This window comes from Sphingopyxis sp. YF1 (assembly GCF_022701295.1).
Lineage (GTDB): Bacteria > Pseudomonadota > Alphaproteobacteria > Sphingomonadales > Sphingomonadaceae > Sphingopyxis.
In genome coordinates this window covers 2,914,926-2,937,371 of sequence record NZ_CP033204.1, presented here as the reverse complement: position 1 = coordinate 2,937,371, position 22,446 = coordinate 2,914,926, and the positions used below count along the sequence as shown (strand labels likewise).

General features: G+C 61.9%; 19 protein-coding genes. 17 read left to right on the top strand and 2 right to left on the bottom strand.

The window, feature by feature from the left end:
• Nucleotides 1–60 precede the first annotated feature (60 nt).
• From EAO27_RS14330 to EAO27_RS14260, 15 genes are all read left to right on the top strand, one after another.
• Complete coding sequence (locus tag EAO27_RS14330; RefSeq protein WP_242770867.1) at nucleotides 61–1,443, top strand: aromatic ring-hydroxylating dioxygenase subunit alpha; 1,383 nt, start codon at nucleotides 61–63, stop codon at nucleotides 1,441–1,443.
• The gene (locus EAO27_RS14325) at nucleotides 1,437–2,222 is read left to right on the top strand and encodes an enoyl-CoA hydratase-related protein (RefSeq protein ID WP_242770865.1); all 786 of its coding nucleotides are present in this window, start codon (nucleotides 1,437–1,439) and stop codon (nucleotides 2,220–2,222) included. The genes EAO27_RS14330 and EAO27_RS14325 overlap by 7 nt, the downstream gene beginning before the upstream one ends.
• 67 nt (nucleotides 2,223–2,289) lie before the next feature.
• Nucleotides 2,290–3,981, top strand: coding sequence for an AMP-binding protein (locus tag EAO27_RS14320; protein ID WP_242770864.1), 1,692 nt, complete (start codon nucleotides 2,290–2,292; stop codon nucleotides 3,979–3,981).
• Nucleotides 3,978–6,239, top strand: coding sequence for an acyl-CoA dehydrogenase family protein (locus tag EAO27_RS14315; RefSeq protein WP_242770863.1), 2,262 nt, complete (start codon nucleotides 3,978–3,980; stop codon nucleotides 6,237–6,239). The genes EAO27_RS14320 and EAO27_RS14315 overlap by 4 nt, the downstream gene beginning before the upstream one ends.
• Nucleotides 6,236–7,729, top strand: a complete 1,494-nt coding sequence (locus EAO27_RS14310) for an FAD-linked oxidase C-terminal domain-containing protein (protein ID WP_242770862.1) — start codon at nucleotides 6,236–6,238, stop codon at nucleotides 7,727–7,729. The genes EAO27_RS14315 and EAO27_RS14310 overlap by 4 nt, the downstream gene beginning before the upstream one ends.
• A 29-nt stretch (nucleotides 7,730–7,758) precedes the next feature.
• Nucleotides 7,759–8,925, top strand: a complete 1,167-nt coding sequence (locus EAO27_RS14305) for an FAD-binding protein (RefSeq protein WP_242770861.1) — start codon at nucleotides 7,759–7,761, stop codon at nucleotides 8,923–8,925.
• On the top strand, nucleotides 8,925–10,229 hold the full coding sequence (gene glcF, locus EAO27_RS14300; protein WP_242770860.1) for a glycolate oxidase subunit GlcF: 1,305 nt from the start codon (nucleotides 8,925–8,927) through the stop codon (nucleotides 10,227–10,229). The genes EAO27_RS14305 and glcF overlap by 1 nt, the downstream gene beginning before the upstream one ends.
• 7 nt (nucleotides 10,230–10,236) lie before the next feature.
• A complete protein-coding gene (locus EAO27_RS14295) occupies nucleotides 10,237–10,659 on the top strand; it encodes a heme-binding protein (RefSeq protein ID WP_242770859.1) in 423 nt (140 codons plus the stop codon).
• 181 nt (nucleotides 10,660–10,840) lie between these two features.
• Nucleotides 10,841–13,168, top strand: a complete 2,328-nt coding sequence (locus EAO27_RS14290; protein ID WP_242770857.1) for a TonB-dependent receptor — start codon at nucleotides 10,841–10,843, stop codon at nucleotides 13,166–13,168.
• Nucleotides 13,169–13,264: 96 nt separating this feature from the next.
• Nucleotides 13,265–14,248 carry a thiamine pyrophosphate-dependent dehydrogenase E1 component subunit alpha gene (locus tag EAO27_RS14285; RefSeq protein ID WP_242770855.1) on the top strand — a complete coding sequence of 328 codons (984 nt, stop codon included), beginning with the start codon at nucleotides 13,265–13,267 and terminating at the stop codon, nucleotides 14,246–14,248.
• The gene (locus EAO27_RS14280; protein WP_242770853.1) at nucleotides 14,245–15,252 is read left to right on the top strand and encodes an alpha-ketoacid dehydrogenase subunit beta; all 1,008 of its coding nucleotides are present in this window, start codon (nucleotides 14,245–14,247) and stop codon (nucleotides 15,250–15,252) included. The genes EAO27_RS14285 and EAO27_RS14280 overlap by 4 nt, the downstream gene beginning before the upstream one ends.
• The gene (locus EAO27_RS14275; protein ID WP_278190100.1) at nucleotides 15,252–15,491 is read left to right on the top strand and encodes a lipoyl domain-containing protein; all 240 of its coding nucleotides are present in this window, start codon (nucleotides 15,252–15,254) and stop codon (nucleotides 15,489–15,491) included. The genes EAO27_RS14280 and EAO27_RS14275 overlap by 1 nt, the downstream gene beginning before the upstream one ends.
• 38 nt (nucleotides 15,492–15,529) lie before the next feature.
• Nucleotides 15,530–16,273, top strand: a complete 744-nt coding sequence (locus EAO27_RS14270; RefSeq protein ID WP_242770849.1) for an SDR family NAD(P)-dependent oxidoreductase — start codon at nucleotides 15,530–15,532, stop codon at nucleotides 16,271–16,273.
• A 613-nt stretch (nucleotides 16,274–16,886) separates the two neighbouring features.
• Complete coding sequence (locus tag EAO27_RS14265; protein WP_242770847.1) at nucleotides 16,887–17,651, top strand: hypothetical protein; 765 nt, start codon at nucleotides 16,887–16,889, stop codon at nucleotides 17,649–17,651.
• Nucleotides 17,652–17,748: 97 nt separating this feature from the next.
• Entirely contained in the window at nucleotides 17,749–18,306 is a 558-nt protein-coding gene (locus tag EAO27_RS14260) for a hypothetical protein (protein WP_242770845.1), read from the top strand.
• Between the two features lie 23 nt (nucleotides 18,307–18,329).
• Here EAO27_RS14260 and EAO27_RS14255 read toward each other — a convergent pair whose 3' ends face one another.
• Together EAO27_RS14255 and EAO27_RS14250 are read right to left on the bottom strand one after the other, a co-directional pair.
• Entirely contained in the window at nucleotides 18,330–19,064 is a 735-nt protein-coding gene (locus EAO27_RS14255; RefSeq protein ID WP_242770843.1) for a LytTR family DNA-binding domain-containing protein, read from the bottom strand.
• Nucleotides 19,065–19,072: 8 nt separating this feature from the next.
• Nucleotides 19,073–20,179, bottom strand: a complete 1,107-nt coding sequence (locus EAO27_RS14250) for a histidine kinase (RefSeq protein ID WP_242770841.1) — start codon at nucleotides 20,177–20,179, stop codon at nucleotides 19,073–19,075.
• Nucleotides 20,180–20,446: 267 nt separating this feature from the next.
• Here EAO27_RS14250 and EAO27_RS14245 point away from each other — a divergent pair, with 267 nt between their 5' ends.
• Entirely contained in the window at nucleotides 20,447–20,821 is a 375-nt protein-coding gene (locus EAO27_RS14245; protein ID WP_242770839.1) for a glycine zipper 2TM domain-containing protein, read from the top strand.
• A gap of 89 nt (nucleotides 20,822–20,910) precedes the next feature.
• Nucleotides 20,911–22,437 (top strand): tetratricopeptide repeat protein, encoded by a 1,527-nt coding sequence (locus EAO27_RS14240; RefSeq protein ID WP_242770837.1) that lies wholly within the window; start codon nucleotides 20,911–20,913, stop codon nucleotides 22,435–22,437.
• Nucleotides 22,438–22,446: the final 9 nt, after the last annotated feature.

Sequence of the window (22,446 nt, the reverse complement as noted above, 5' to 3'; positions counted from 1 at the left end):
CTTTCGTCCGGCTTTTGTCAATCTGCAACCCGGATGCGAAAAAACGCGCGGGAGAGAGAAATGGCGGGCGATTGTAAGGCAGGTAGCTACGACTATCGCAAGGGCTGGTTGCTGAACGAGAAATCGGTCGATGGTTCGTTCGAAGCCAAGGCGCCCTATGTCGACAATGGAACCGGCCTTGTGGAGCCGCAGCGTTATTTTGACCCGGCCTTCATGCGACGCGAATGGAGCGAGCTCTGGACCAGGACCTGGCTGCTCGCGGGGCGCGTTTCCGATATTCCGGAGCCAGGTGATTTCTTCCGTTTCAATGTCGGATCGGAGTCCTTTCTCGTCGTGCGCGGCACCGATCGCGAAATCCGGGTAATGTATAATGTGTGCCAGCACCGCGGCGCCCGTCTTGTCGCGTCGGACTTTGGCAATCTGAAGGAAATCCGATGCCGCTATCACAGCTGGGCATGGACGGTGAACGGCGCAATCTGCGACATCACCGATCGGGAAACCTTTCGTCCCGAAGTTCTAGAGGGCTCGCTCGATCTCTCGAAAGTGCGCCATGACGTCTGGGGAGGCTTCGTATTTCTTTGCATGGACGAAAAGGCGCCTCCGCTTGCCGAATTTCTCGGCGTGCTGGAGCCGCATCTGGCCGTCTATCGGCTCGAAGATATGGTGACCGTCAAGGATGTCGAGGTTGAATGGCCTGCCAATTGGAAGACGGTCGTCGACGCATTTCTGGAAAGCTATCACGTCCACGCGATTCATCCGGAAATTCTGCCTTTCTATGACGATTATCACCAGCAATGGGATCTGTACGAACACGGAATGAGCCGGATGCTCATGAAGTTTGGTGCGGTCAGTCCGCGCCATGAGGATCAGGACAGCGTGAACGATTTTCTTGCAGGCATGCTCGCGGAGGTTGGCATTGACCCGGAAGGCTTTGGAAAAGCGGCAGGCGATGTTCGCGAGGCCGTCCAGAAAGCCAAGATGAAGTTGTCCGATCGTCTCGGCCCGACCGCCGGCGATTATGCGCTCAACCAGATGACGGACGATTGGGCATATTTCGCATTTCCGAACGTGACCTTTAATATCCATCCCGAAGGCGCCTTGGTCCAGCGGTTCCGCCCGCACGAGAGCGATCCGGAAAAGATGATCTATGATGTTACAGTACTCATCCACCCGATCCGCGACCCCGCTATCCAAATCCCGGCCTATATGGGAGTCGAAGAGGGAACGGACTGCACGGGGTCTACGCGGCCGCAACGGCGTTATCTGACGCGGGGCGATGGCGGCGTCGGTCCGGTGCTCGAGCAAGATGGACGCATGATCCCATTTGTCCAGGCGGGCATGCACAGCCGCGGCTTTCGAGGAGCACGGCTTAGCGAACAAGAGCAGCGGGTCCGTCACTTTCACCGCGAGATCGACCGCTATCTTGATGGAGAAAAATGGTGAGCTACTCCCAGCTTTCGGTCGAAATAGATCCAAATGGGATTGCGACAGTCATGCTCAACCGACCCGACCGTTTGAATGCGGCGGGTGCGGTCATGCACGCGGAGCTGTCCCTCGTATTTCGCGAACTCGAACGTTCTCCCGATGTCCGGGTCATCATTCTGACGGGAGCTGGCAAGGCCTTCTCGGCCGGAGGCGACATCGAGTGGATGCAGGAGATGATCGACGATCCGCGGATATTTGAGCGAACGATCCGCGAGGCCAAGGAAATCATCCTGTCGATGCTCGACTGCGAGAAGCCGATAATCGGTCAGATCAACGGTCACGCCACGGGCCTGGGCGCCACGCTCGCCTTGTTTTGCGACATCACCTTCATGGCGGATACGGCCAAGATCGGCGATCCGCATGTCGCCATGGGACTGGTTGCTGCCGACGGCGGCGCGGTCATCTGGCCTCAGCTCGTGGGATATGCGCGCGCGAAGGAATATCTGCTGACGGGCGATCTTCTCAAAGCGGCGGACGCTGAACGCATCGGCTTGGTAAACCATGTCTGCAGTCTTGAAGCGCTTCCAGGCGAGGTCTCGACGCTTGCCGTGCGTCTCGCCGCCGGGGCCCAAAAAGCGATTCGTTGGACGAAGGCGACAGTGAATATTGGACTGAAGCAGCTCGCTGACCAGATGCTGGACGCGGGGCTTGCTTATGAGGCGGTGACGAATCTCAGTCGCGATCATCAGGCGGCGGTTACCGCGTTTCGCGAGGGCCGTAAGCCAGTCTTCGAATAGGGTCCATTTTAGGCGCGGCCGGCGCGTACCGGCTCTTCCCCAAAACAACGGAAAACGGCAAGACGGCATGACATCTGACGATGCGGACAGGCAGGAACGGGTTACCGCCCGCAGCGCGGCGGCAGGTAACGCCGACGCGCGGTTGATCAGCGAACTGGCGTGGGAAAAGCGTCGGACAATGCCTGATGCGGTTGCGCTATACGACAATGGTATCGCGGTCACGTACGCCCAAATTGTCAGCGAAGCGGAAGAACTTGCGGCGGGCTTTGGAGCGCTTGGGATCCAGCCGGGAGAGACGATCAGTTTTCAGCTTCCTAACTGGCGAGAGGCGGTGGCGATCAATCTGGCGGCTGCGGCTGCGGGGCTCGTGATCAATCCCGTGACCCCCATCTATCGCGGCGCCGAACTCCGTTTCATTCTTCAGAATTCGCGCAGTCGGCTGATCTTCATCCCGGATAGTTTTCGGTCGATCAACTATCGCACCATGCTCGACGAATTGCGTGGCGATCTTCCAGACTTGCAACATGTCATCAGTGTGCGCTCTATCCTGGCGAGCGAGGATACGGAGGATGGCTACGAATGGCTGCGGTCGCTGGGACGTGCGATCTTGCCATATAGTCTTCCGTCGGTTTCCCCGGCGTCGAACAAGCTTCTCCTCTACACATCCGGCACGACAGGAACCGCCAAGGGCGTGATCCACACGCATGACAGTATCGATCATGGCACGATGTCGGCAGTCGATTTCTGGGAATTGGCTGAGACCGACAATATGCTGATGGCATCGCCTGTGACGCACATAACAGGCTATGCCTTCGGCCTTGAATTGCCTTTCCAGAGCGACTGCATCGTCACCCTGATGGATCGTTGGGAACCAACGCGCGCCATCGAGCTTATCGACGCGCATCAGATCACGGCGAGCATCGGTGCCACGCCTTTCCTTAAGGAGCTTGTCGAGGAGGCCGCGCGGCTCGGACGTAATCTGCCGTCGCTACGAATGTTCGCCTGCGGCGGTGCCGCGGTTACGCCGGAATTGATCCTCCAGACTGCGCGCGTGACGGAACGTTGTGTCGCCTTCCGGGTCTATGGCGCTACGGAAATTCCGTTGGTCACCAAAGGGTTTCTGCAAGCCGGGCAACGCGCACTGGCATCGGAAACCGACGGTGAAATCGTGGGATATGACGTCCGGATTGTCGATGCTGATGGCAAGGCGCTTGGCCCCGGTCGGGTCGGTGAAATTCGTGCGCGCGGCCCAGCGATGCTCGTCGATTATACGGACCATGACGAGTTTCTCCGAGCAATCGACGCCGACGGCTTTTTTTGTACCGGCGATCTGGGCATGGTCACGGAAGATAACGCGGTCGTCGTCACAGGACGGCTCAAGGATATCATCATCCGCGGCGGGGAGAATCTCTCTCCGGTCGAGATCGAGCGTGCGCTGGAACTCCATCCGGCGATTCTGGAGGCAGCGGTCGTCTCGATGCCTCACCCCCGTCTGGGAGAAGGTGTGGCCGCGTTCATTCGCGCCCATGAAGGGGCCGAATTGCCGTCGCTCATCGAAATCGCCGATTTTCTTGCCCAGCGCGACCTTGCTAAACAGAAGTTTCCTGAGCGGATAGAATATATAGACGATTTTCCAAGAACGGCATCGGGCAAGGTGCGCAAGGACCGCCTGCGCGATGCGCTTCGTCAGCCGCTCGTAATTACCGTTGAACAAGCATCGTCCAATGCTCGTCTCCTGCCGACGGAAGAGCGGTCATGACGTTTGCATTCAGCGACGAAGCGCTCCTGATCCAGGAGGTTGCCGAACGATTCCTGCAGGACCGCTTGTTGGCGTCGCCTGGCGGGCGGGTGTCTCCCAATGATGCCGTACTGTGGTCAGACATGGCGGAAATGGGATGGCTCGGCCTGCCGCTTCCCGCCGACGCGGGGGGGCTGGACGCCGAACCGGTGATCCTCGCGCTGATCGCGCAGGCCATTGGCCAAGCGGGAATCGTGCAGCCGTTCACCGCGCAAGCGGCCATTCCGCTATATGTGCTCCGCCAATGTCACGGTTCAGAGGCGGTCGAGCTTGCTGCTGCGGTCGCGGCGGGTACCCGACGCGCCGCGTTCGCAAGATCTGACAATTTGCGCGTTTATCCAGGCAAGAACGGCTTGCGCATCGGAGGTGCCATGACGTCGGTCGCGGGAGGAGGGAGCGCTGATGTGTTCCTGGTGGCGGCCAGATACGGTGGCGATGAGGCGCTCTTTGTCGTCGAGGCGGACGCGCCCGGCGTCGAACGGGTACATGTGGCGACGATCGATGGGTCGGATATGGCCGATGTCGTGTTTCAGGATGTTTTCATCGGAAAGTCGATGGATATCCGGGATGGCAATCCCGCGCTGGTCGACCATGCGGAGGAACTGAACATCCTACTGGTCTGCGCCGAGGCCGTAGGCGTGATGGGGGCGCTGGTTCACGACACCACAAGCTATAGCGTGATGCGCCAACAGTTTGGCAGGCCGCTGCGCGGTTTTCAGGTCGTCGAGCACGCACTGGCGGACATGCAGGTTGCGCTGGAGGAAGCGCGGAGCGTCGTGCGTATAGGGCTTCTTCGCCTTCGGGGCGCGCCGACGCAGCGCCGCCGAAGCGTTTGCGCCGCGATCGCCAAGGTCGCCGCGGCGGGGCGGCTCGTCTCCCATAACGCCATTCAGTTTCATGGCGCCATGGGCGTGACGGAAGAGCTGCGGATCGGCGCCTTGGTCAAGCGTCTGATGGCTTTGCGCTGTGCCATTCCGGACGAAGGTACTGCGCTGGATCAGTATGCAACCTTGCTTCGGTCCGGGGCGTGCGGTTCCTATCTCGCCGAGCCTGGTCCGGACTCCGGACTGCTCGCCGAGCCTGCCCTGGAAGAGTTTCGTGATGTTGTGAGCGGATGGCTCGATACGCATCTCGATGTCGATGTGGCGCGGGCGCAGCAATTGACGACAATGGTCTATGCCGAGGCTGAGGTCGCGCAGCGTTGGCACGATATTCTCCATCATCAGGGCTGGTCGGCGCCGAATTGGCCTTCCGAATTCGGAGGAACGGGCTGGTCTGCGCTTGAGCGCTACGTCTGGGCGCATGAAAGCGCTAAGCGCTTTGCGCCAGTCACGTCACCGCTCGGATTGCCGCTGGTCGGGCCCGTGCTTTTTCATTTTGGAACCGAAGCACAAAAGAGTCGTTTTCTCCCGCCGATCGTCTCGGGCGAGGAGCTTTGGTGCCAGGGGTTCTCGGAACCCGGCGCCGGATCGGACTTGGCCGCCCTGACAACGCGAGCCACGCGCGATGGCGACCATTATATCGTCAATGGGACGAAAATCTGGACGACGCAGGGTCATGAGGCGCAGATGATGGCCGCTCTGGTAAGGACGGGAGGCCCGGGCTCACGCCGCGAAGGGATATCCTTCCTGCTCATCGACATGCTGGCACCGGGAATCGACATTCGTCCTATCGAGACCATCGGCGGCGATCACGAACTGAACCAGATATTCTTCGATGATGTGCGGGTCCCCGCGGAGTATCTCGTTGGCGTCGAGGGGCAGGGTTGGGAAATCGCCAAATTTCTTCTCGAGTATGAGCGCGGCGGTGACATCATGTCGGCGGCCCAGCGAGCCCTGCTTCGCGATGTCGATGCGGTCGCTGTCAAGCGAGGCAGAGATGACGTTAGCTATCGGCGGCGCGTTGCGAGCGTGTCGATAGCTATCGATACGCTTGATGCGATGGAACTGCTCACCTTGACCGGCAATGCCGGACATCCCGCTACGCCATCGATCCTGAAGCTAAGGGTGAGCGAAACCCAGCAGGCCATAACGGAACTCGGGGTCGATATTCTCGGCGCCGACGCCATACGGTGGTCGGCCGGGCGCCCGTTCCATGCCAACCCCGATACGCAGCCCGAAGACTGCTTCACGTCACGTTATCTGAACAGCCGAGCCAACACGATTTTCGGCGGTGCCAGGGAAATCCAGAAGACGCTCATCGCGAAGGCCATGCAATGACGATCCGGATGCCCGAGCCGGATCGAGCGGTGATTGCGAAGCGCGCCGCGATCGTTGCGGCGTTACGTGCAATCGTTCCCGGCGAGGGCGTGATCGCGGATGCCGACCGGCTGCAAGCCTTCGAGAGCGATGGTCTCACGGCCTATCGACAACCACCGATGATCGCGGTGCTTCCGGAAACGACCGATCAGGTGTCCCGCATTCTGGCTTATTGCAATGCTGAAGAAATTCGGGTGGTTCCGCGCGGGGCTGGCACTTCGCTTTCAGGCGGCGCGCTTCCTCTCGCCGACAGTGTGCTTGTCGTCATGACGCGGTTTAGCCGCATCGTTTCGCTCGATTTCGAGAACCGGCTGGCGGTCGTGGAGCCTGGCGTGACCAATCTCGCGGTCACCAAGGCCGTTGAGAAACAGGGCTTCTACTACGCTCCTGATCCGTCGAGCCAGATCGCCTGCACGGTGGGAGGAAATATCGCCGAGAATTCCGGCGGGGTCCATTGTCTCAAATATGGGCTCACGACCAATAATGTTCTTGGTGTCGAACTTGTTCTCATGGACGGAACGGTTCTCCGGATCGGGAATGGCACGCTCGAAGGCCCCGGTCTTGATCTCCTTGGCGTCATTGTCGGTTCGGAAGGGTTGCTCGGCATCGTCACGGAGGTAACCCTGCGTATCCTGCCAACCCCGGATACCGCCCGGGGGCTACTGATCGGTTTCGAAACGGTCGCTGGCGCGGGCCAGTGTGTGGCGGACGTCATCGCCGCCGGCATCATTCCGGCAGGCATGGAAATGATGGATCGGCCGGCCATTCATGCCGCCGAGGCATTTGTCCGCGCCGGATATCCGCTCGATGTCGAGGCGCTGCTGATCGTTGAGGTCGATGGGCCCGAGGCGGAGTGCGCGGCTCTGGCATCGCGGATCGAGCAGATCGCGAGCGCCAATGGTGCTACCTCATGCCGAATATCCCGCGACGAAGCGGAGCGGCTCACATTCTGGAAGGGGCGCAAGGCGGCCTTTCCGGCAGTCGGGCGCATCGCACCCGATTATTATTGTATGGATGGTACCATTCCGCGCGGCCGCCTCCCAGAGGTGCTCCAGCGGGTGGAAGAACTGTCGCGTCACTATGGGTTAGGTGTCGCCAATGTTTTTCACGCGGGGGATGGAAATCTCCATCCGCTCATCCTCTACGACGCCAATCAACAGGGGCAGCTCGAGAGCGCCGAAGCCTTCGGCAATGATATCTTGCGGCTGTGCGTGGAGGTCGGCGGTGTGTTGACCGGCGAACATGGCGTCGGGGTCGAGAAGCGGGATTTGATGCCGGAGATGTTCACGAGAATCGATCTTCAGCATCAACAGCGGGTCAAATGCGCCTTCGATCCAAAATTGCTGCTCAATCCAGGGAAGATGTTCCCGACGTTGCACCGATGCGCCGAACTCGGCCGGGTGCATGTTCATGGCGGCCACAGCCGCTTCCCCGAGCTCCCGAGATTCTGATGACAATTCCGATTGAATCATGCGCCAGGGTGTACCGCCCCGGTAACGCTGATGACCTGCGCTACGTGATCAACGATGCAGCTTGTGCGGGAGAAAAGCTGCGTATCCGGGGTGGCGGAACAAAGGATCTGGTCGGCCGTCCCCTAGGCCGCGAGAAGGTGCTGGATATGCGAGGGTTCAGCGGCATCAATTCCTATGAACCTGCCGAACTCGTGCTCACGGCAGGCGCCGGAACGCCTCTTCATGTGATTGCGAGCGCGCTTGAGGCGGAGCAGCAGGTGCTGGGCTTCGATCCGTTCGACCATGCATCGCTGTTCGGTGTGGAGGGCACTGCGACTATTGGCGGGGTCCTGGCTGCCAATGCCTCTGGCTCGCGCCGCCTCGCCCGCGGCGCGGCACGCGACCATCTGCTTGGCTTTACGGCCGTCTCCGGACGCGGCGAACTGTTTGTAGCCGGCGGACGCGTCGTGAAAAACGTTACGGGCTACGACCTTCCCAAGCTGATGGCGGGCAGTTGGGGGCGTCTCGCCGCGCTCGTCGAGGTCACGTTAAAAACAATGCCGCGACCTCAAGTGTCGACAACCGTCCGCGTCACTGGCCTTGGTGTCAATCAGTCCGCCAATCTCATGGCTCATGCTCTCGGTACGTCCACGGAAATCGCTGCGGCTCGCCATTTTCCTGCACCATTGGCTTGGCACTGTACCGGTGCCGAGCATTCCGTGACGGACTTCCTGATAGAAGGATTCCGTGAATCGGTCGAGGCAAGGTGTGATCACCTGGTTCGGTTCATTTCGGACAACGTGGGAGAGCGCCCCGTAGACATGATCGGTGCCGAGACTTGCGACTGGAGCGCGATCGGGCCGAATGTGGCTTTACCATTCGACCAGCCGCTCTGGCGCGTCAGCATCTTGCCGAGCAGGGCTTCCGCCTGCTTGGAAGCGCTCGAAACGCTTGGTGCCAGCTACTGGATGGATTGGGCCGGCGGACTATTGTGGGTCAGCGTTGGCGACAAAAGTGTCAGGGTTCGCGAGATTGCTACCGCGTTCGGCGGCCACGCGATGCTGCTTCGTGCGCCTGACGAAGTACGCGAGCGCGTTGCAGCGTTCGAGACATCTTCCGCGCCGCTGGCCGCGCTCGAAGGCCGGGTTCGTCGGGGCTTCGATCCTTCCGGCATATTCGAGACAGGGCGCTTTTGATGCAAACCCATTTTTCCGAAACGCAGCTTGCGGACACGGAGACCGCCGCAGCGGAACGAGCTATACGTAAATGCGTCCACTGCGGCTTCTGCACCGCGACCTGCCCAACCTATGTTCTTCTCGGCAATGAACTCGATTCCCCGCGAGGGCGCATCTATTTGCTCAAAGAGATGCTGGAGCAGGAGGCGACGCCTACTCGCGAAGTCGTGACGCACATCGATCGCTGCCTGTCCTGTCTCTCCTGCACTTCGACTTGCCCATCGGGGGTCGATTATATGCATCTCATCGACCATGGACGGGCTTATATCGAGACGCACTATAAGCGCCCTTTCACCGACCGTATGCTCCGCTGGGCCTTGGCCCGCATATTGCCTTTTCCGCGCCGGTTTCGGATGGCACTGCGGCTCGGAAGACTGGCGCGCCCGCTGTCGCCTCTCCTTGCGAGGACGTCGCTAACCGCGCCGCTTGCCGCGATGCTGCGTATGGTGCCCGCATCCGGACGGCCAACAGCTTCCGTTGTACCGGAAAGTCAAGTCGAGCAACCCATCGGGCGCGTTATCCTGTTCGGTGGATGTATCGAGCCCTCGTTACGTCCGTCGTTCAGTGCGGGACTAACCCGCGTCCTGAAACGGTCAGGTGTTGAGGTGGTCGTCGCGAAGGGCGAGGTGTGCTGCGGTGCGATCCCTCATCATCTGGGGCGCCGCGAGGAGAGTCTCGAATTTGTGCGCGATAATGTCAGGGCTTGGCGGGACGAGATTTCTAAAGGTCCGGTGCTGGGGATCGTGACAACCGCCTCGGGATGCGGTTCGATGCTCAAGGACTATGCCCATCTTCTGCGCGATGACGGCGACCTTGCCGAGACAGCGCGCGAGTTGGCCGCGCTCGTATGTGACAGCACGGAACTGCTGTCGCGTATTGCCTTGCCGCCGACGCGCGACACTCCGCTTCCGAGCATTGCCTATCACGCGCCCTGTTCGTTGCAGCATGGCCAAAAGATCGGCAGCATCGGATCGGATCTTTTGACGCGGGTCGGTTTCGAAGTGCGTTTGCCAGCCGAGCCTCACCTGTGCTGCGGATCCGCCGGGACTTACAATATTCTTCAGCCGTCGCTCGCCTCTCAGCTCGGCAAACGCAAAGCTGACAATCTGGAGCGGCTCGCCCCCGACCTGATCGTGACGGCCAACATTGGCTGCGCCATGCAGATAGCGCCCGGCGTGGCCCGGCCCGTTCTTCATATCGTCGAAATCATAGATTGGGCGACCGGCGGTCCACTCCCCGAAGCGATGATTCATTGGAAAGGTTAAAACCATCATGATTTCGCTGTCTGACGCCAACAAGCTTATCTCTGCCATTCTCGCGGAAAGGGCACGAATGAAGCTTAAGCCGCTCAGTGTTGTCGTCACGGACCCTGGCGGGCATGTCGTGGCATTCCAGCGTGAGGACGGAGCGTCGCACGGTCGGTTCGCCCTGGCTCTGGGCAAGGCTTCGGGGGCCCTGTTTCTCGGTGTCAGCAGTCGAGCCGTGGGAGAGATGGCGGCGGATCGTCCGAGCTTCATCGGCTCCCTCGCCTCGATTGTGCCTGGCGGAATCATACCCGCTGCTGGTGGTGTGGTCATCAACGGCGATGACGGGAGGCCTGTGGGTGCCGTCGCTGTGACCGGCGATACTTCCGACAATGACGAACGTGCAGCTCTTGCCGGACTGCGATCGCTAGGCCTGCACCCCCTTTCCTAGTCAATGAACCAAATCATGCAAAAATCGCAAAGCTAAATTGCACAGTAAGTCGATTGTTCCTGTGCCTTTCCCCATCAATGATCGAGAGGACAAAATGGGAGGCGACGGCGTTCTGCCGAGTTCGCGGCCCGTCTCGACGATGACTTAAGGCTGGAAAACAGCCGATTTAGGGAGAGGGTAAATGAGGATTTCGAGACTGCGCGCCTTGAGCTGCGTGTTGCCGGCAATCGTCGCGGCATGTCCTGTATATGCGCAGGATAATACGCAAGCAGGCGATGGCACTGTTGCGTCTTCCGACGATATCGTGGTGACGGCTCGGCGCCGGGAAGAATCGCTCGCGCTTGTGCCCGTTTCCATTTCGGCTTATGGCGCCGAAGATCTGGAGAAGAGGGCAATCCGAAGCGAGGCCGATCTTCAACTTGCGACGCCCGGGGTCACGGTACGGCAAAATCTTAGCCAGAATCAGCTGAACTTTTCGATTCGCGGCCAGTCGGTCGACGCCTTCTCGAATTCGTCGCCCGGCGTTCTTCCGTACATCAACGAAGTGCAGGTCTCTGCGAGTACCGCGACATCTTTCTTCGACCTTCAGGGAATTCAGATACTGAAGGGGCCCCAGGGGACGCTATTCGGCCGCAATGCGACCGGCGGGGCCGTGCTGTATCAAACGCAAAAGCCCACCGACGAGTTTGAAGGCTTTGTTTCAGCGCGTGTCGGAAACCTTGGCCAAGCTGGTCTCCAGGGCGCGGTCAATATCCCCCTGTCTTCAGACAGGGTGATGCTTCGGGTAGCCGGAGACTATAATCGGTCGGACGGAAACGTCTATAATGCGTACCGCGATACCCGTACCGGCGGCAGTGACGCCCGGTCGCTTCGTGTCTCATTGACCGTTAAGCCGTTCGAAGGGCTCACGAATGAGTTCGTTGGTCAATATGGCTGGTTCGGCGGCACCAATTCGGACCCGTTTCTATATTCGGCGAATGCATGCGGTCTGACGAACAATGGATATACGCCCTCCTCGTCGGCGGGGTGCCTTTATGATCCCTCATTTCCCTCTTTTGCGGCCTTTCTTGCGGCACATCCCGGCGTTTACCCCGATGGTGTGAAGGCGCTGGAGGCATATGTTCGCACTTTGGGGAAGTTCACATCCTATAATGATTACCCGGCGCGGCATCGTGCCAGGGCGGGCTTCATCTCTAACGCGACGACGCTTGATCTCGGCAGCGACCTCCAGCTGAAAAATATTGTCGGCTTCACCAGGTCGCGAGCCAATGAGCAGAGCGATCTTGATGGCACGCCCTATCCCATCTTCGCTGCGCTCAACTCGCCAGCCGATTCGATCGGCCAGACATATCGTACCCGTCAATTTTCTAACGAGTTGCAGCTTCAGGGAACCGTCGCAGACGGCTCGCTCGACTTCATCATCGGCGGATATTATTCATTCCAAAAGGACCAGCAGGACCATCCGCTTCTTGCTTTCGATCTGTCTCCTGAGATTCCCGGAACGCCGGTCACCTATGGTTGGTCGACGGTCGATCGCTCGCGCGCGCTTTTTGGTCAGGCCACATACCGGTTCGGCAACGGGCTGAGCGTCACTGGCGGCTTGCGCTATACGTGGGAGACATTCTCCATCGCGCAGACGCCCGGCACGATTTACGCCAGTGCGCCTTCCGAACGGATAAAGTTCAGCAAACCGAGTTGGTCGGTCGGACTGGATTATCAGGTATCGCCGGACCTCATGCTCTATGCGGTGACGCGTGGCAGTTGGCGCACCGGAGGCTTCAACGGCTTTTCCCCTCCCGTGTTTGCCACCGCTGCTGGCGGCGGAAATCTGTTTCTTCCAGAGAAGGTGAAGGACGTCGAGGTTGGAGCCAAATTTGCCGGAAGGGTGGGTGATACCCCCCTGCGGATGAACCTTGCCCTATACAATCAATGGATCGACGATATTCAGCGGACCGCATATTATATTTTGAACGGCAATCCGCTGTCATTCACTGCGAACGTGCCGAAGGCCAAAGTGACGGGTGTCGAAGCCGACATTAACGTCAAACCGGCAAGCTGGCTCGAACTCGGCGGATCGATCGCCTACGCGAATGCTCGGTTCACCAGCCCGCGCGTTTCCTTCTTCGGGACTTCGGTCGATTTCGGACCATATGCGGACGCGCCGAAATGGACCGGCACGCTGTTTGCCCAAGCGACGGCGCCGCTGCCGGGTGACGCGGGTTCGCTCGGGTTGCGAGCGGAGCTTTACGCACAGACGGGGCAATATTTCTCGAACCTTAATGACACGATCAATCCGGACACCCGTCTGCCAGGATATGCACTCGGCAATGTGAGGCTCGACTGGGAGGAGCCCTTCTCCGCTCCCGTCACTGTCAGCGCCTTCGTTAAGAATGTCGGCAATCGGGGCTATTGGGTGGGCGGCGTTCCCGAGGGCGCCAATCTCGGAGTTAATATTGCCTCTTGGGGGCAACCGCGGACCTATGGTCTGGAAATGCGCTACCGCTTCTGAACGACGAAATCCTGGGGAGGATGGGGTGCCTGGTCTGCATCATCGCGATGGAGCACCAGGCGCTTCCCGGCTTTCCCAAACGAATGGAGACATGTCTTGCCCCCGCAGACCCATATTGCCGATGAGGTTTTGCTCGACATCTATCGTCGCGCCAATCTCGTGTATCAGTGCGACGAGAAGTTTCGCAATCTCATCCTCTCCGGAACATTGCAGATCCTCTACTACAGTCCGCGAGGGCAGGAGATATTGGCTGCTGCTTTGATGGCCGCTCTGCAGCAGGACGATTATCTCGTAACGACCTACCGCGGAATGCATGACCAGTTGGCGAAAGGCATTCCCGCACGGGACCTCTGGTCCGAATTCGCCGGTAAGGGAAACGGAACATGCAAGGGCAAAGGCGGCCCGATGCACATTACACATCCCGAAACAGGCGTGATGGTTACGACCGGTATTGTCGGATCCGGTATGCCGATAGCCAATGGTCTCGCGCTGGCCAGCCAGCTCGAGCGCGACAACAAGGTTACGGTCGTGTGCTTCGGCGACGCGGCTACGAATATCGGAGCATTCCATGAGAGCCTGAACATGGCACAAATCTGGAAGCTTCCGGTGCTCTTCGTTTGTCAGAATAATCTATATGGTGAGCATACGCCTCAGGCGATGTCGACGGGTTGCAAGGAATTGGTGGACCGCGGCATCGGATATGGGATCCGCTCAGTGCAGGTGAATGGCAATGATGCCTTCGCCATGTATGATGCCGCGAAGACCGCCGTCGATCTGGCGCGAGCCGGCGAGGGCCCCACCTTTATAGAGGCCAAGACTTTCCGCTTCTTCGGCCATCTCTTGGGAGATGACAGCCATTATATTCCGGCCGAGGAAATGGCCGCTGCGAAAGCGGTAGATCCGGTTCCCGCGTTTCGATCACAACTTCTTGCGCGCCAAATACCTGAAACGACGCTGGACAAGATCGATGCCGAGCTTCGCGCCGAAGTGGACGCGGCGGCAGCGCATGCGCTCGAGAGCAGCTATCCCGACATCGCCGAGTTGCGCCGTGACGTGTATGAAGAGGAGATCGCGGCATGACGACCGAGGGGAAGAGCCGGCCCAAGCGCATGAGCTTCGGCCAAGCAATCAATCTCGCGATGGATGAGGCGATGGCGGCCGATTCTCGGGTGATTCTGATGGGGGAGGATATCGCCGACGATCAGGGTGGCGGGGTGTTCGGTGCCACCAAGGGGCTCTCCTCGAAATATGGTGTCGATCGCGTTCGGTCGACACCGATTGCGGAGCAAGCGATCATTGGCGCTGCAGTCGGCGCGGCGCTTGTCGGCTACCGTCCTGTTGCCGAGATCATGCTGATGAACTTCATGACCGTCGCGATGGATCAGGTGGTGAACCACGCGGCCAAACTTCGCTTCATGTCCGGCGGGCAAACGAGCGTGCCCTTGACGATTCGTACGGCCACCGGCGCGGGCGCCGGTTTCGGCGGTCAGCATTCCGACATGCTCGAGGCATGGTTTGCGCATGTTCCGGGACTGAAGGTGGTCACCGCATCCAACCCGGCTGACGCAAAGGGTCTGCTCCTATCTTGCATCCTCGACAACGACCCGTGCATCTTTATCGAGAACTCGGTCAGCTACGGAGTGTCGGGCGCCGCGCCCGAGCCTGGATATCGCGTCCCTCTCGGAAAGGCTGCGGTCGCGCGTGAGGGAACCGATGTGACCGTGATCGGATATGGCCCGGCAATCGGCCATGCTCTGATGGTAGCAGAAGAGCTCGATCAGACTGGCGTGTCGGTAGAGGTGCTTGATCTGCGTACAATTGCTCCCTTTGATCGTGAGGCGGTTCTGGCTTCGGTCGAAAAGACAAAACGGGCAGTTGTCGTGCATGAAGCCGTAAAGGCCTTTGGCGTCGGCGCCGAAATTTCGGCGATAATTCATGAGCACCTCTTCGACACGCTCGAAGCACCGGTCGAGCGGGTTGGCTCGGCGTTTGCCCCGGTCCCCTTCTCGCCCGTGCTCGAACAGGCATTCCTGTACCAGCGGCAGGACATCTCCGCTGCAATCATCAAAACCATGAGGCGATAATGGCGACCGCAGTAATACGAGTTCCAAAGATCGGGATCAGCATGACCGAGGCCACGCTTGTGGAGTGGTTTGCCGCTGACGGTGAGGCTGTCGAGGCCGGGCAAACGCTCTATGCACTCGAGATGGACAAGGCGACGAACGAAATCACTGCTCCGTTGTCCGGGAAACTTGAGATCATCGGGGAGGTCGGCGAGATTTACCAGGTCGGCGACTTGATCGGGAAAATCATCACCGGTTGATGGCTTGCGTCGCAGGCCCACGTATAGGCGAAAGCACAATGGCATCGATGTTGAGCGGAAAAGTAGCCGTGGTAACCGGTGGAGCGAGCGGAATTGGAAAGGCTGTTGTGCGCCGATTTCTCGCCGAGGGCGCTCGCGTGTGTGTCGTGGATCGGACGGCAACATCTACAATATTCGATGCGTCGGATGATTTGTGCAGTCTGGCGATCGACATCACCGATCCGCAAGCGCCAGCCTCGATTGTCGCAGAAACTGGACGTCGACTTGGCCCCATTGACATCCTGGTGAACAATGCCGGCATATGCGACTATGCGGATATTGGCGAATGTGCCGACGAAATATGGGACCGTACGCTTGCCGTGAACATAACTGCGATGTTTAAACTATGTCGCGCCGTTGCACCGGACATGGCTAACCGCGGCTGGGGCCGCCTCATCAATACAGCCTCCATCATGGCCGAACGTTCCTACCCCGGTCTTGCTGCATATGCGGCCAGCAAGCACGCGGTAGCCGGTTTGACGCGGACGCTCGCAATTGAGCTAGGTCCTCGCGGAGTAACCGCCAATTACATACTCCCCGGGGCCATTTTGACGGGGATCACCGAGCCGCTGATCGATGCCGATCCGACGCTGCAAATGACTTATGATAATATGGGTGTTGTAGGGCGCATGGGAACTCCCGAGGATGTATCTGGCGCTTTTGTCTTTTTGGCTTCCCAAGAGGCAGGATTCATAACTGGACACGGACTAGCAGTCGATGGAGGGGCTTTGCTAAAGGTTTAGGGTCAGCCTCATTGATCTGCGGTGACGGCCGCGATTTAGGTTCGCGGTGAGGAACTGCCCACATCGCTTGGGATGCCGCTCCTGGAAAGATTGCGGGCGGCGCTTAAATCGGGACCTGCGCGACTGATAACATTGGCGTGCTCGTGAACCCACGGACGACGTCTGTTGTGATCATGGGATTGGCAGCCCGGAGTTCACGGGAATGACGTAATTCATGAAACCTGAAGTTCGGAGGGCCCATTGGCATGGCCTCGTAAGTTCCAACGTACAAAAGCCACGGCTGGCCGCATATCCCAAATTGGCTCGTGAAAGCTCCTCAAAATGATGTGCCAATTGATGGTAATCGTCTCCGAGATTTGAATTTATTCTAATTAAATCAACGACGTGGTATGTCTCTCCGGCATCTGCCGCCCCAGCCAGCCGGTGTTTTCCCTCGTGATGAAGGCAAGCCGGCCGTCGGCGCGTTCCGCCGGTCGCGATTTTCGTCGCCCGTCGAGCGGTGTTCGTCGCGGATCGAGGTATCGGGCGTGCGCTGGGCGGCTTCGGTCGCCGCGGCGGCGACGCGCGCGGGCGCGCGTTCCATTCCCGGATCGACGGATCCGAGGAGGAACAGATGAAATATCCGATGATGATGGCCGCCCTGCTGGCGACCGGGACGGCGCTCACCGCGGGGGCACCCGTTGCCGTGCAGGCGCAGGATGGCTGCGCCGTGCCGAAACCGCAAAAGAAGCGCGGGGTGGGCGGCCTGTTGTCCGCTGCGCGTTCGGGCGGGCTGGAGGGTTCGGTTGCGGGGGCGCTGCGCGGTGATGGTGATCGCGGGTCCGGTCTCGAGGACTCCGGGCGCCGGACGGCCGCGGGCGACGGGGCGGCGACCGGCAAATGTTCCCAAACGCCGCGCGGGGAAGACAAGGGCAGGCCCGTGGGCGCCGTCGCCGTGCCCGAGACCGCAACCGAACGCGCGCGGCGCGAAATGGCGGCGAACGACGCCAAATATCCGAGCCGCATGCCCATCCCTGAGGACTGGAAGACCGCCAAGACGGCCTATGACGCGTTCGGCAAGGTGCGATGCACGAGCTGCGAAGGCGGCTATGCCCAAGCGGGCTGGCCCGATTGGCCGCGCGACGAATATTCGGGCAAATATGGCGGTGCCGAAACGCGCCTGTCGCGGCTGCCCGTGGGCCATGTCCATCGCTGGTCTGCCAGCGGTTTTTCCGGGACGTTGACCATCGACGGCGAGGAGCAGGTGAACGGGTTTCGCTGCCGCAAGATGACCTATCGCCTCGAAAAGGGCGGCCAGAGCGTATCGCGGCCCGGCCTGATGTGCTGGGGCAAGGCCAATGAATATGCCGGAAGCGACAGCTGGGTCGGCGTCTTCTGACCCGGCACGCCCGGGCGTTCGCTTCGCCCGCTCCGCGTTCGCGGCCCGACGGGAGGACGTCCGGGACGCCCCATCCCCGCCAGACAAGGACATGTCGATGAAGAAAAGTTCCATCCTGCTGCTTGCGGCGGTCGCCGCCGCGGCGATCCCTGCGCTATACGCCCAGTCGGCGCTGGCCGGTGCCATCGGCCGCTGGACCCAGGCGAGCAGCGGCAAGGAACTGGTGCTGGTGCCGCGCATCAAGCTCCAGCCCAACGTCGGCGTTTCGCAGGGCACCAACCTTGGCGGGACGGTCGGCTACGGGTCGATGACGCGCACGACGATCGTCACCGAACCGGTGATGATGGAGGTCGCGCGGTCGATGACGCTCGCGGTCGAAGCCGACGGGCGGTTCCAATGGACGATCGTCCGGCGGCATGCCGAGCAGGCGGATTGCACGATCACCACGACGCAGGTGAAGCAGGGACGTGTCGCGCAGGGCGGCGGACAGGCGGTTTTTTCGGTCGAGGGCGGTACCGAAAGCTTCGTGACGAGCTGCGGTCGCCGCGGTTCGGCGGCGATCGCCAAATCGACCGAGCGGTACGGCATGCAGCTTGCCGGGGGGCGCTTCGTCCTGACCAGCGGTCCGAGCCGCTGGACTTTCGCCCGCGGCTGAAACGCTGGTTGCGGTCGCGGATTCTAGCCGCCGGCGAGGGCCGCGGTCACGGCCCGTGCATAATTGGGGCCGACCGCGACCTCGGCGCCGTCGTTCAGGACCAGCGTGAGCAGCCATTTGTCGACCCTGCGGATCTCGACGACGCGCGCCAGCCGGACGAATGCGGATCGGTGGACGCGCATCAGTTCGCCGGGATCGATGCGCTTTTCGAGCGCCGACATGGTCGTGCGCAGCAGGTGGCTGCGCAGCGCGGTGTGCAGCATCGCATAGTCGCCCGCCGCCTCGATCCAGTCGATGGCCGCGATCGGGACGCGGGCCTGTCCCTCGCGCAGCGGAACCCAGATCGCATCGTCGAACGTCGATGTCGCTCCGCCGCCCGACTGCATCGCGGCGCGGCGACCCGTCTGGCGGCGCCGTGCGCGTTCGACCGCCTGCCGCAGCCGGTCGAGCCGCACCGGCTTGAGCAGATAGTCGGCCGCCTCGACCTCGAACGCGTCGGGAGCGAATTGCTCGAATGCGGTGACGAAGACGATCTCGGGGCGCTCGTCGAGCGGCAGCGTTCCCGCCAGCGCCAGCCCGCCCATTTCGGGCATCTGGATGTCGAGCATCACCAGGTCGGGGTGCAACTGCGCGATCGCGGCTTGCGCCTCGACGCCGTTGGCGGCGGTCCCGACGACTTCGCTGCCCGGAATATTGGCGAAAAAGGCGGCAAGGCGTTCGATCGCCGGGGGTTCGTCGTCGACGAGGAGGACGCGCATCAGCAGGCTCAATTCGTCAACGGAAAGCGGATGCAGGCGCGGAAACCGTCGCCCGTCGGCGCAGCGTCGAGCGACGCCTCTGCGCCATAGATCGCGGCAAGGCGCTCGCGGACATTGGCGAGCCCGAGGCCGGTACCCGGTGCATCCGGCGCCATTCCGTGACCGGCCGCATCGTCGGTCACGCAGATACGGATCGTGTCGCCGGTCTGTGCGACATCGATCGACACCGCTACCGGGCGGCTGGTCGATCCGACGCCGTGCTTGATCGCATTTTCGACCAGCGGCTGGAGGAGGAGGGCCGGCACGCCGATGTCGCGCAGCTCGGGCGGGCAGTGCATCTCGACATTCAGGCGGTCGCCCAGCCGGGCGCCTTCGATCGCCAGATAGTCGGCCAGCGTCTGCAGTTCGTCGTCGATCGCGACCATGCCCGTTGCCGGGGCGGTCAATGTCGTGCGCAGGAAATCCGACAGCTTGCCCAGCATCGCTTCCGCCGCGTCGGCACGGCCGGTCACGACCGCCGACGAGATGGCGTTGAGCGTGTTGAACAGGAAATGCGGGTTGAGCTGGTAGCGCAGGGTTTCGAGCCGCGCCGATGTGGCGGCGCGCTCGGCTTCGGCGGTCGCGAGCGCGGCCTTGCTTGCGGCCTCGCGCGCCTCGGCCACTTCGCGCGCGCGGACAGCGAGCTGCTCGTTATGGATCAGGATCAGGTAGATGGCGGCGATCAGCGCGAACAGCGGCGCCCAGCCGGCAAGGTTCGCCAGCGCGCGGAACATGACGCGCTCGGGGGCCATGGCAGGATCGAGCAATCGCATCAGCCAGGCGCTCTTGTACGCGTCGACCAGCGTCATGACACCCGCGACCGCTATTGCGACCAGCCCGGTCAGTCCGTAGCGCCGCCACGGCGCGGCGTCGCGAAAGCGCAGCGCGCTCCAGAAAATCAGGGCCGAAACGGGAATGCCCAGCGCGACCGTGCTGCCCACCCCCGCGAGCATCGACGCCGAAACCGGATCGTCGAGCAGCAGCGCGGGCAGCAGGAAAAGCCCCGCGGTGGCGATCCACAGCCCGATGGTCAGAAACGCCGCTTGCTGCGATAGGGTGCGGTGGCTGCCGTGCATGGGGCATGATCCTAGCGCGGCGCGCGCGAGGGGGCGAGAGTGCCGGTCGCGTCGCGGTCGGTTTTCGTCGATTGCCTCGCGCCTCCTTGCGGGCCGCGTACGAGCGAAGGGAGCGGAGGGGCCGGTCGCCCAAATGGTCGACGCGATCGTTCCGCGCCAATATAAGCCAAAGGACCTCCCGGACGCCGCCGGTGGGCGTCGCTATCGTTCAGCGCCGGTTCGGGGTGCGTGCCATAGCCTTGCCGGATCACAGAAGGAGAATCCGTCGTGAAGAAATTTCTTGCCGCTGCGGTGCTCGCCTCGCTCGCCATTCCGACGGCGCCCGCGTTCGCCGACCCGCCGCCCTGGGCTCCCGCGCACGGAAAGCGTGCCAAGGATCGCGGACTTTATGACAGCTATGGCCGTTATTACGAGCCGCGGCGCCTGTCGCACAACGACCGCATCTGGCGCGGGAACGACGGTCGCTATCATTGTCGCCGCGACAATGGCACGACCGGGTTGATCATCGGCGCGGCGGTCGGTGCGCTCGTCGGACGCGAACTCGATGGCGGACGCGACCGGACGGTCGGCACGATCATCGGCGCGGCCGGCGGCGGCTTGCTCGGCCGGGCGATCGACCGCGGCGAGCTGAAGTGCCGCTGACGCGAGCGGGCGCGGTCCGCCGGGCTTAACGCACCGGTGAGGATTGAGCACTAGGGTTGCTCGCACATGTTCGAGGAGCCCCGATCCCCATGCGCCTTTCGCTATCGTTGATCCTGCCGGCGTTCGCGCTTCTGGCCGCCTGCCAGCCGGAGCGCGGCGCGCGCCTCGCCGATGCCGAGCGCTATTATGCCGCGGGGCAATGGGGCGATGCGCGCATCGCCCTGATGAATGTCCTGAAGGCGGAACCCGGCAATGCCGCGGCGCTCGGGCTGATGGCGCGTATCCAGATCGCGAGCGGCGACGGCGAGGGGGCCGCGGCCACGCTGGCGCGCATCGGCGGCAAGCCGCCATCGCCCGAGCTCGCGGACTTGCAGGCGGAGGCCGACATGCTGCGCGGGCGGTGCGGCGACCTGCTTGGCGCGCCGCCGGGCAAGGCGGCTATGTCTGCAACGTTGCGACGGGTCCGCGCGCTCTGCGCAATCGACGGCGGTGACATGGCGGCGGCAGCCCGAGAAGTTGCATCGGGATTGGCGGATCATGCCGGCGATGCGGGGCTTCAGCTGGTGGCTGCGCGTCTTGCCATGCTTCGCGGCGATCTGTCCGAGGCCGAGCGGCTGGTCGGCGCCGCGCGCGAGGCCAAAGGCAATGGTTTCGAAATCGAAATGGCGGCCGGTGCGATCGCGCAGCGGCGCGCCAATGTGAGCGGCGCGCTGACACATTATGCCGCGGCGGAGAAGCGGAACCCGCTGAACAGCGGACCGCTTGCGGCGCAGGCCGAACTGCTCGCGGCGGCCAAGGACAAGGAAGCACTGACCGGCGTGGTCGAGCGACTGCGCCGGATCGCGCCGCAGTCGCCGGCGACGACGATCGCCGCGGCGCGGCTGGCGCTGCTGCGCGGCGACGCGCAGGAGGCACAGGAAAAATTGCTCGCAGCGCGTCAACTCGCCGGCGACCGTCCGGCGATCCAGCTGCTCGCGGGGCAGGTCGCGATGGCGGCGGGCAACCATGACATCGCGATTGCCGAACTGTCGCGCTATCTGGCGAGCGGCGCGCGCGACGAGGATGCGGCGCTCACGCTGGCCGCGGCCTATGCGGCGTCGGGCGATCCCGAACGGGCGGTGACGACGTTGAAGCCGCTCGCCGACGGCCCCGGCGCGTCGCGGGCGGTGCTTGCGGCGCTGGCCCGTCATGCGAAGGCTGCGGGGCAGGCGGACGCCGCCGCCGCCTATGCCGCGCGTGCCACGAAGCCCTCAGCCGAGCGGACGGCCAATCTGTTCGTTCGGGCCGACCAAGCGCTGGCAGCGCGGGACTGGAAGGGCGCGATCATCGCCTACGAGGCCCTGATCGAGCGCGAGGGTGTCCGGCCCGACGCGATGATCCTGAACAATATGGGCTGGGCGTATTTTCAGGACGGTCAGTCCGACAAGGCAGTGGCCTTGCTGCGGGATGCGCTCAAGCAGGCGCCCGACAATGCATCGGTGCTCGACAGTCTCGGCTGGGTGCTCTGGTCGTCGGGCAAGGATCGCGCCGCGGCGCGGACCTATCTCGCCAAGGCTCATCGGCTCGCGCCGGGCAACGCCGCGATCAGGGCGCATTGGGAGGCCGCGAACCGCTGATCGCGGTCG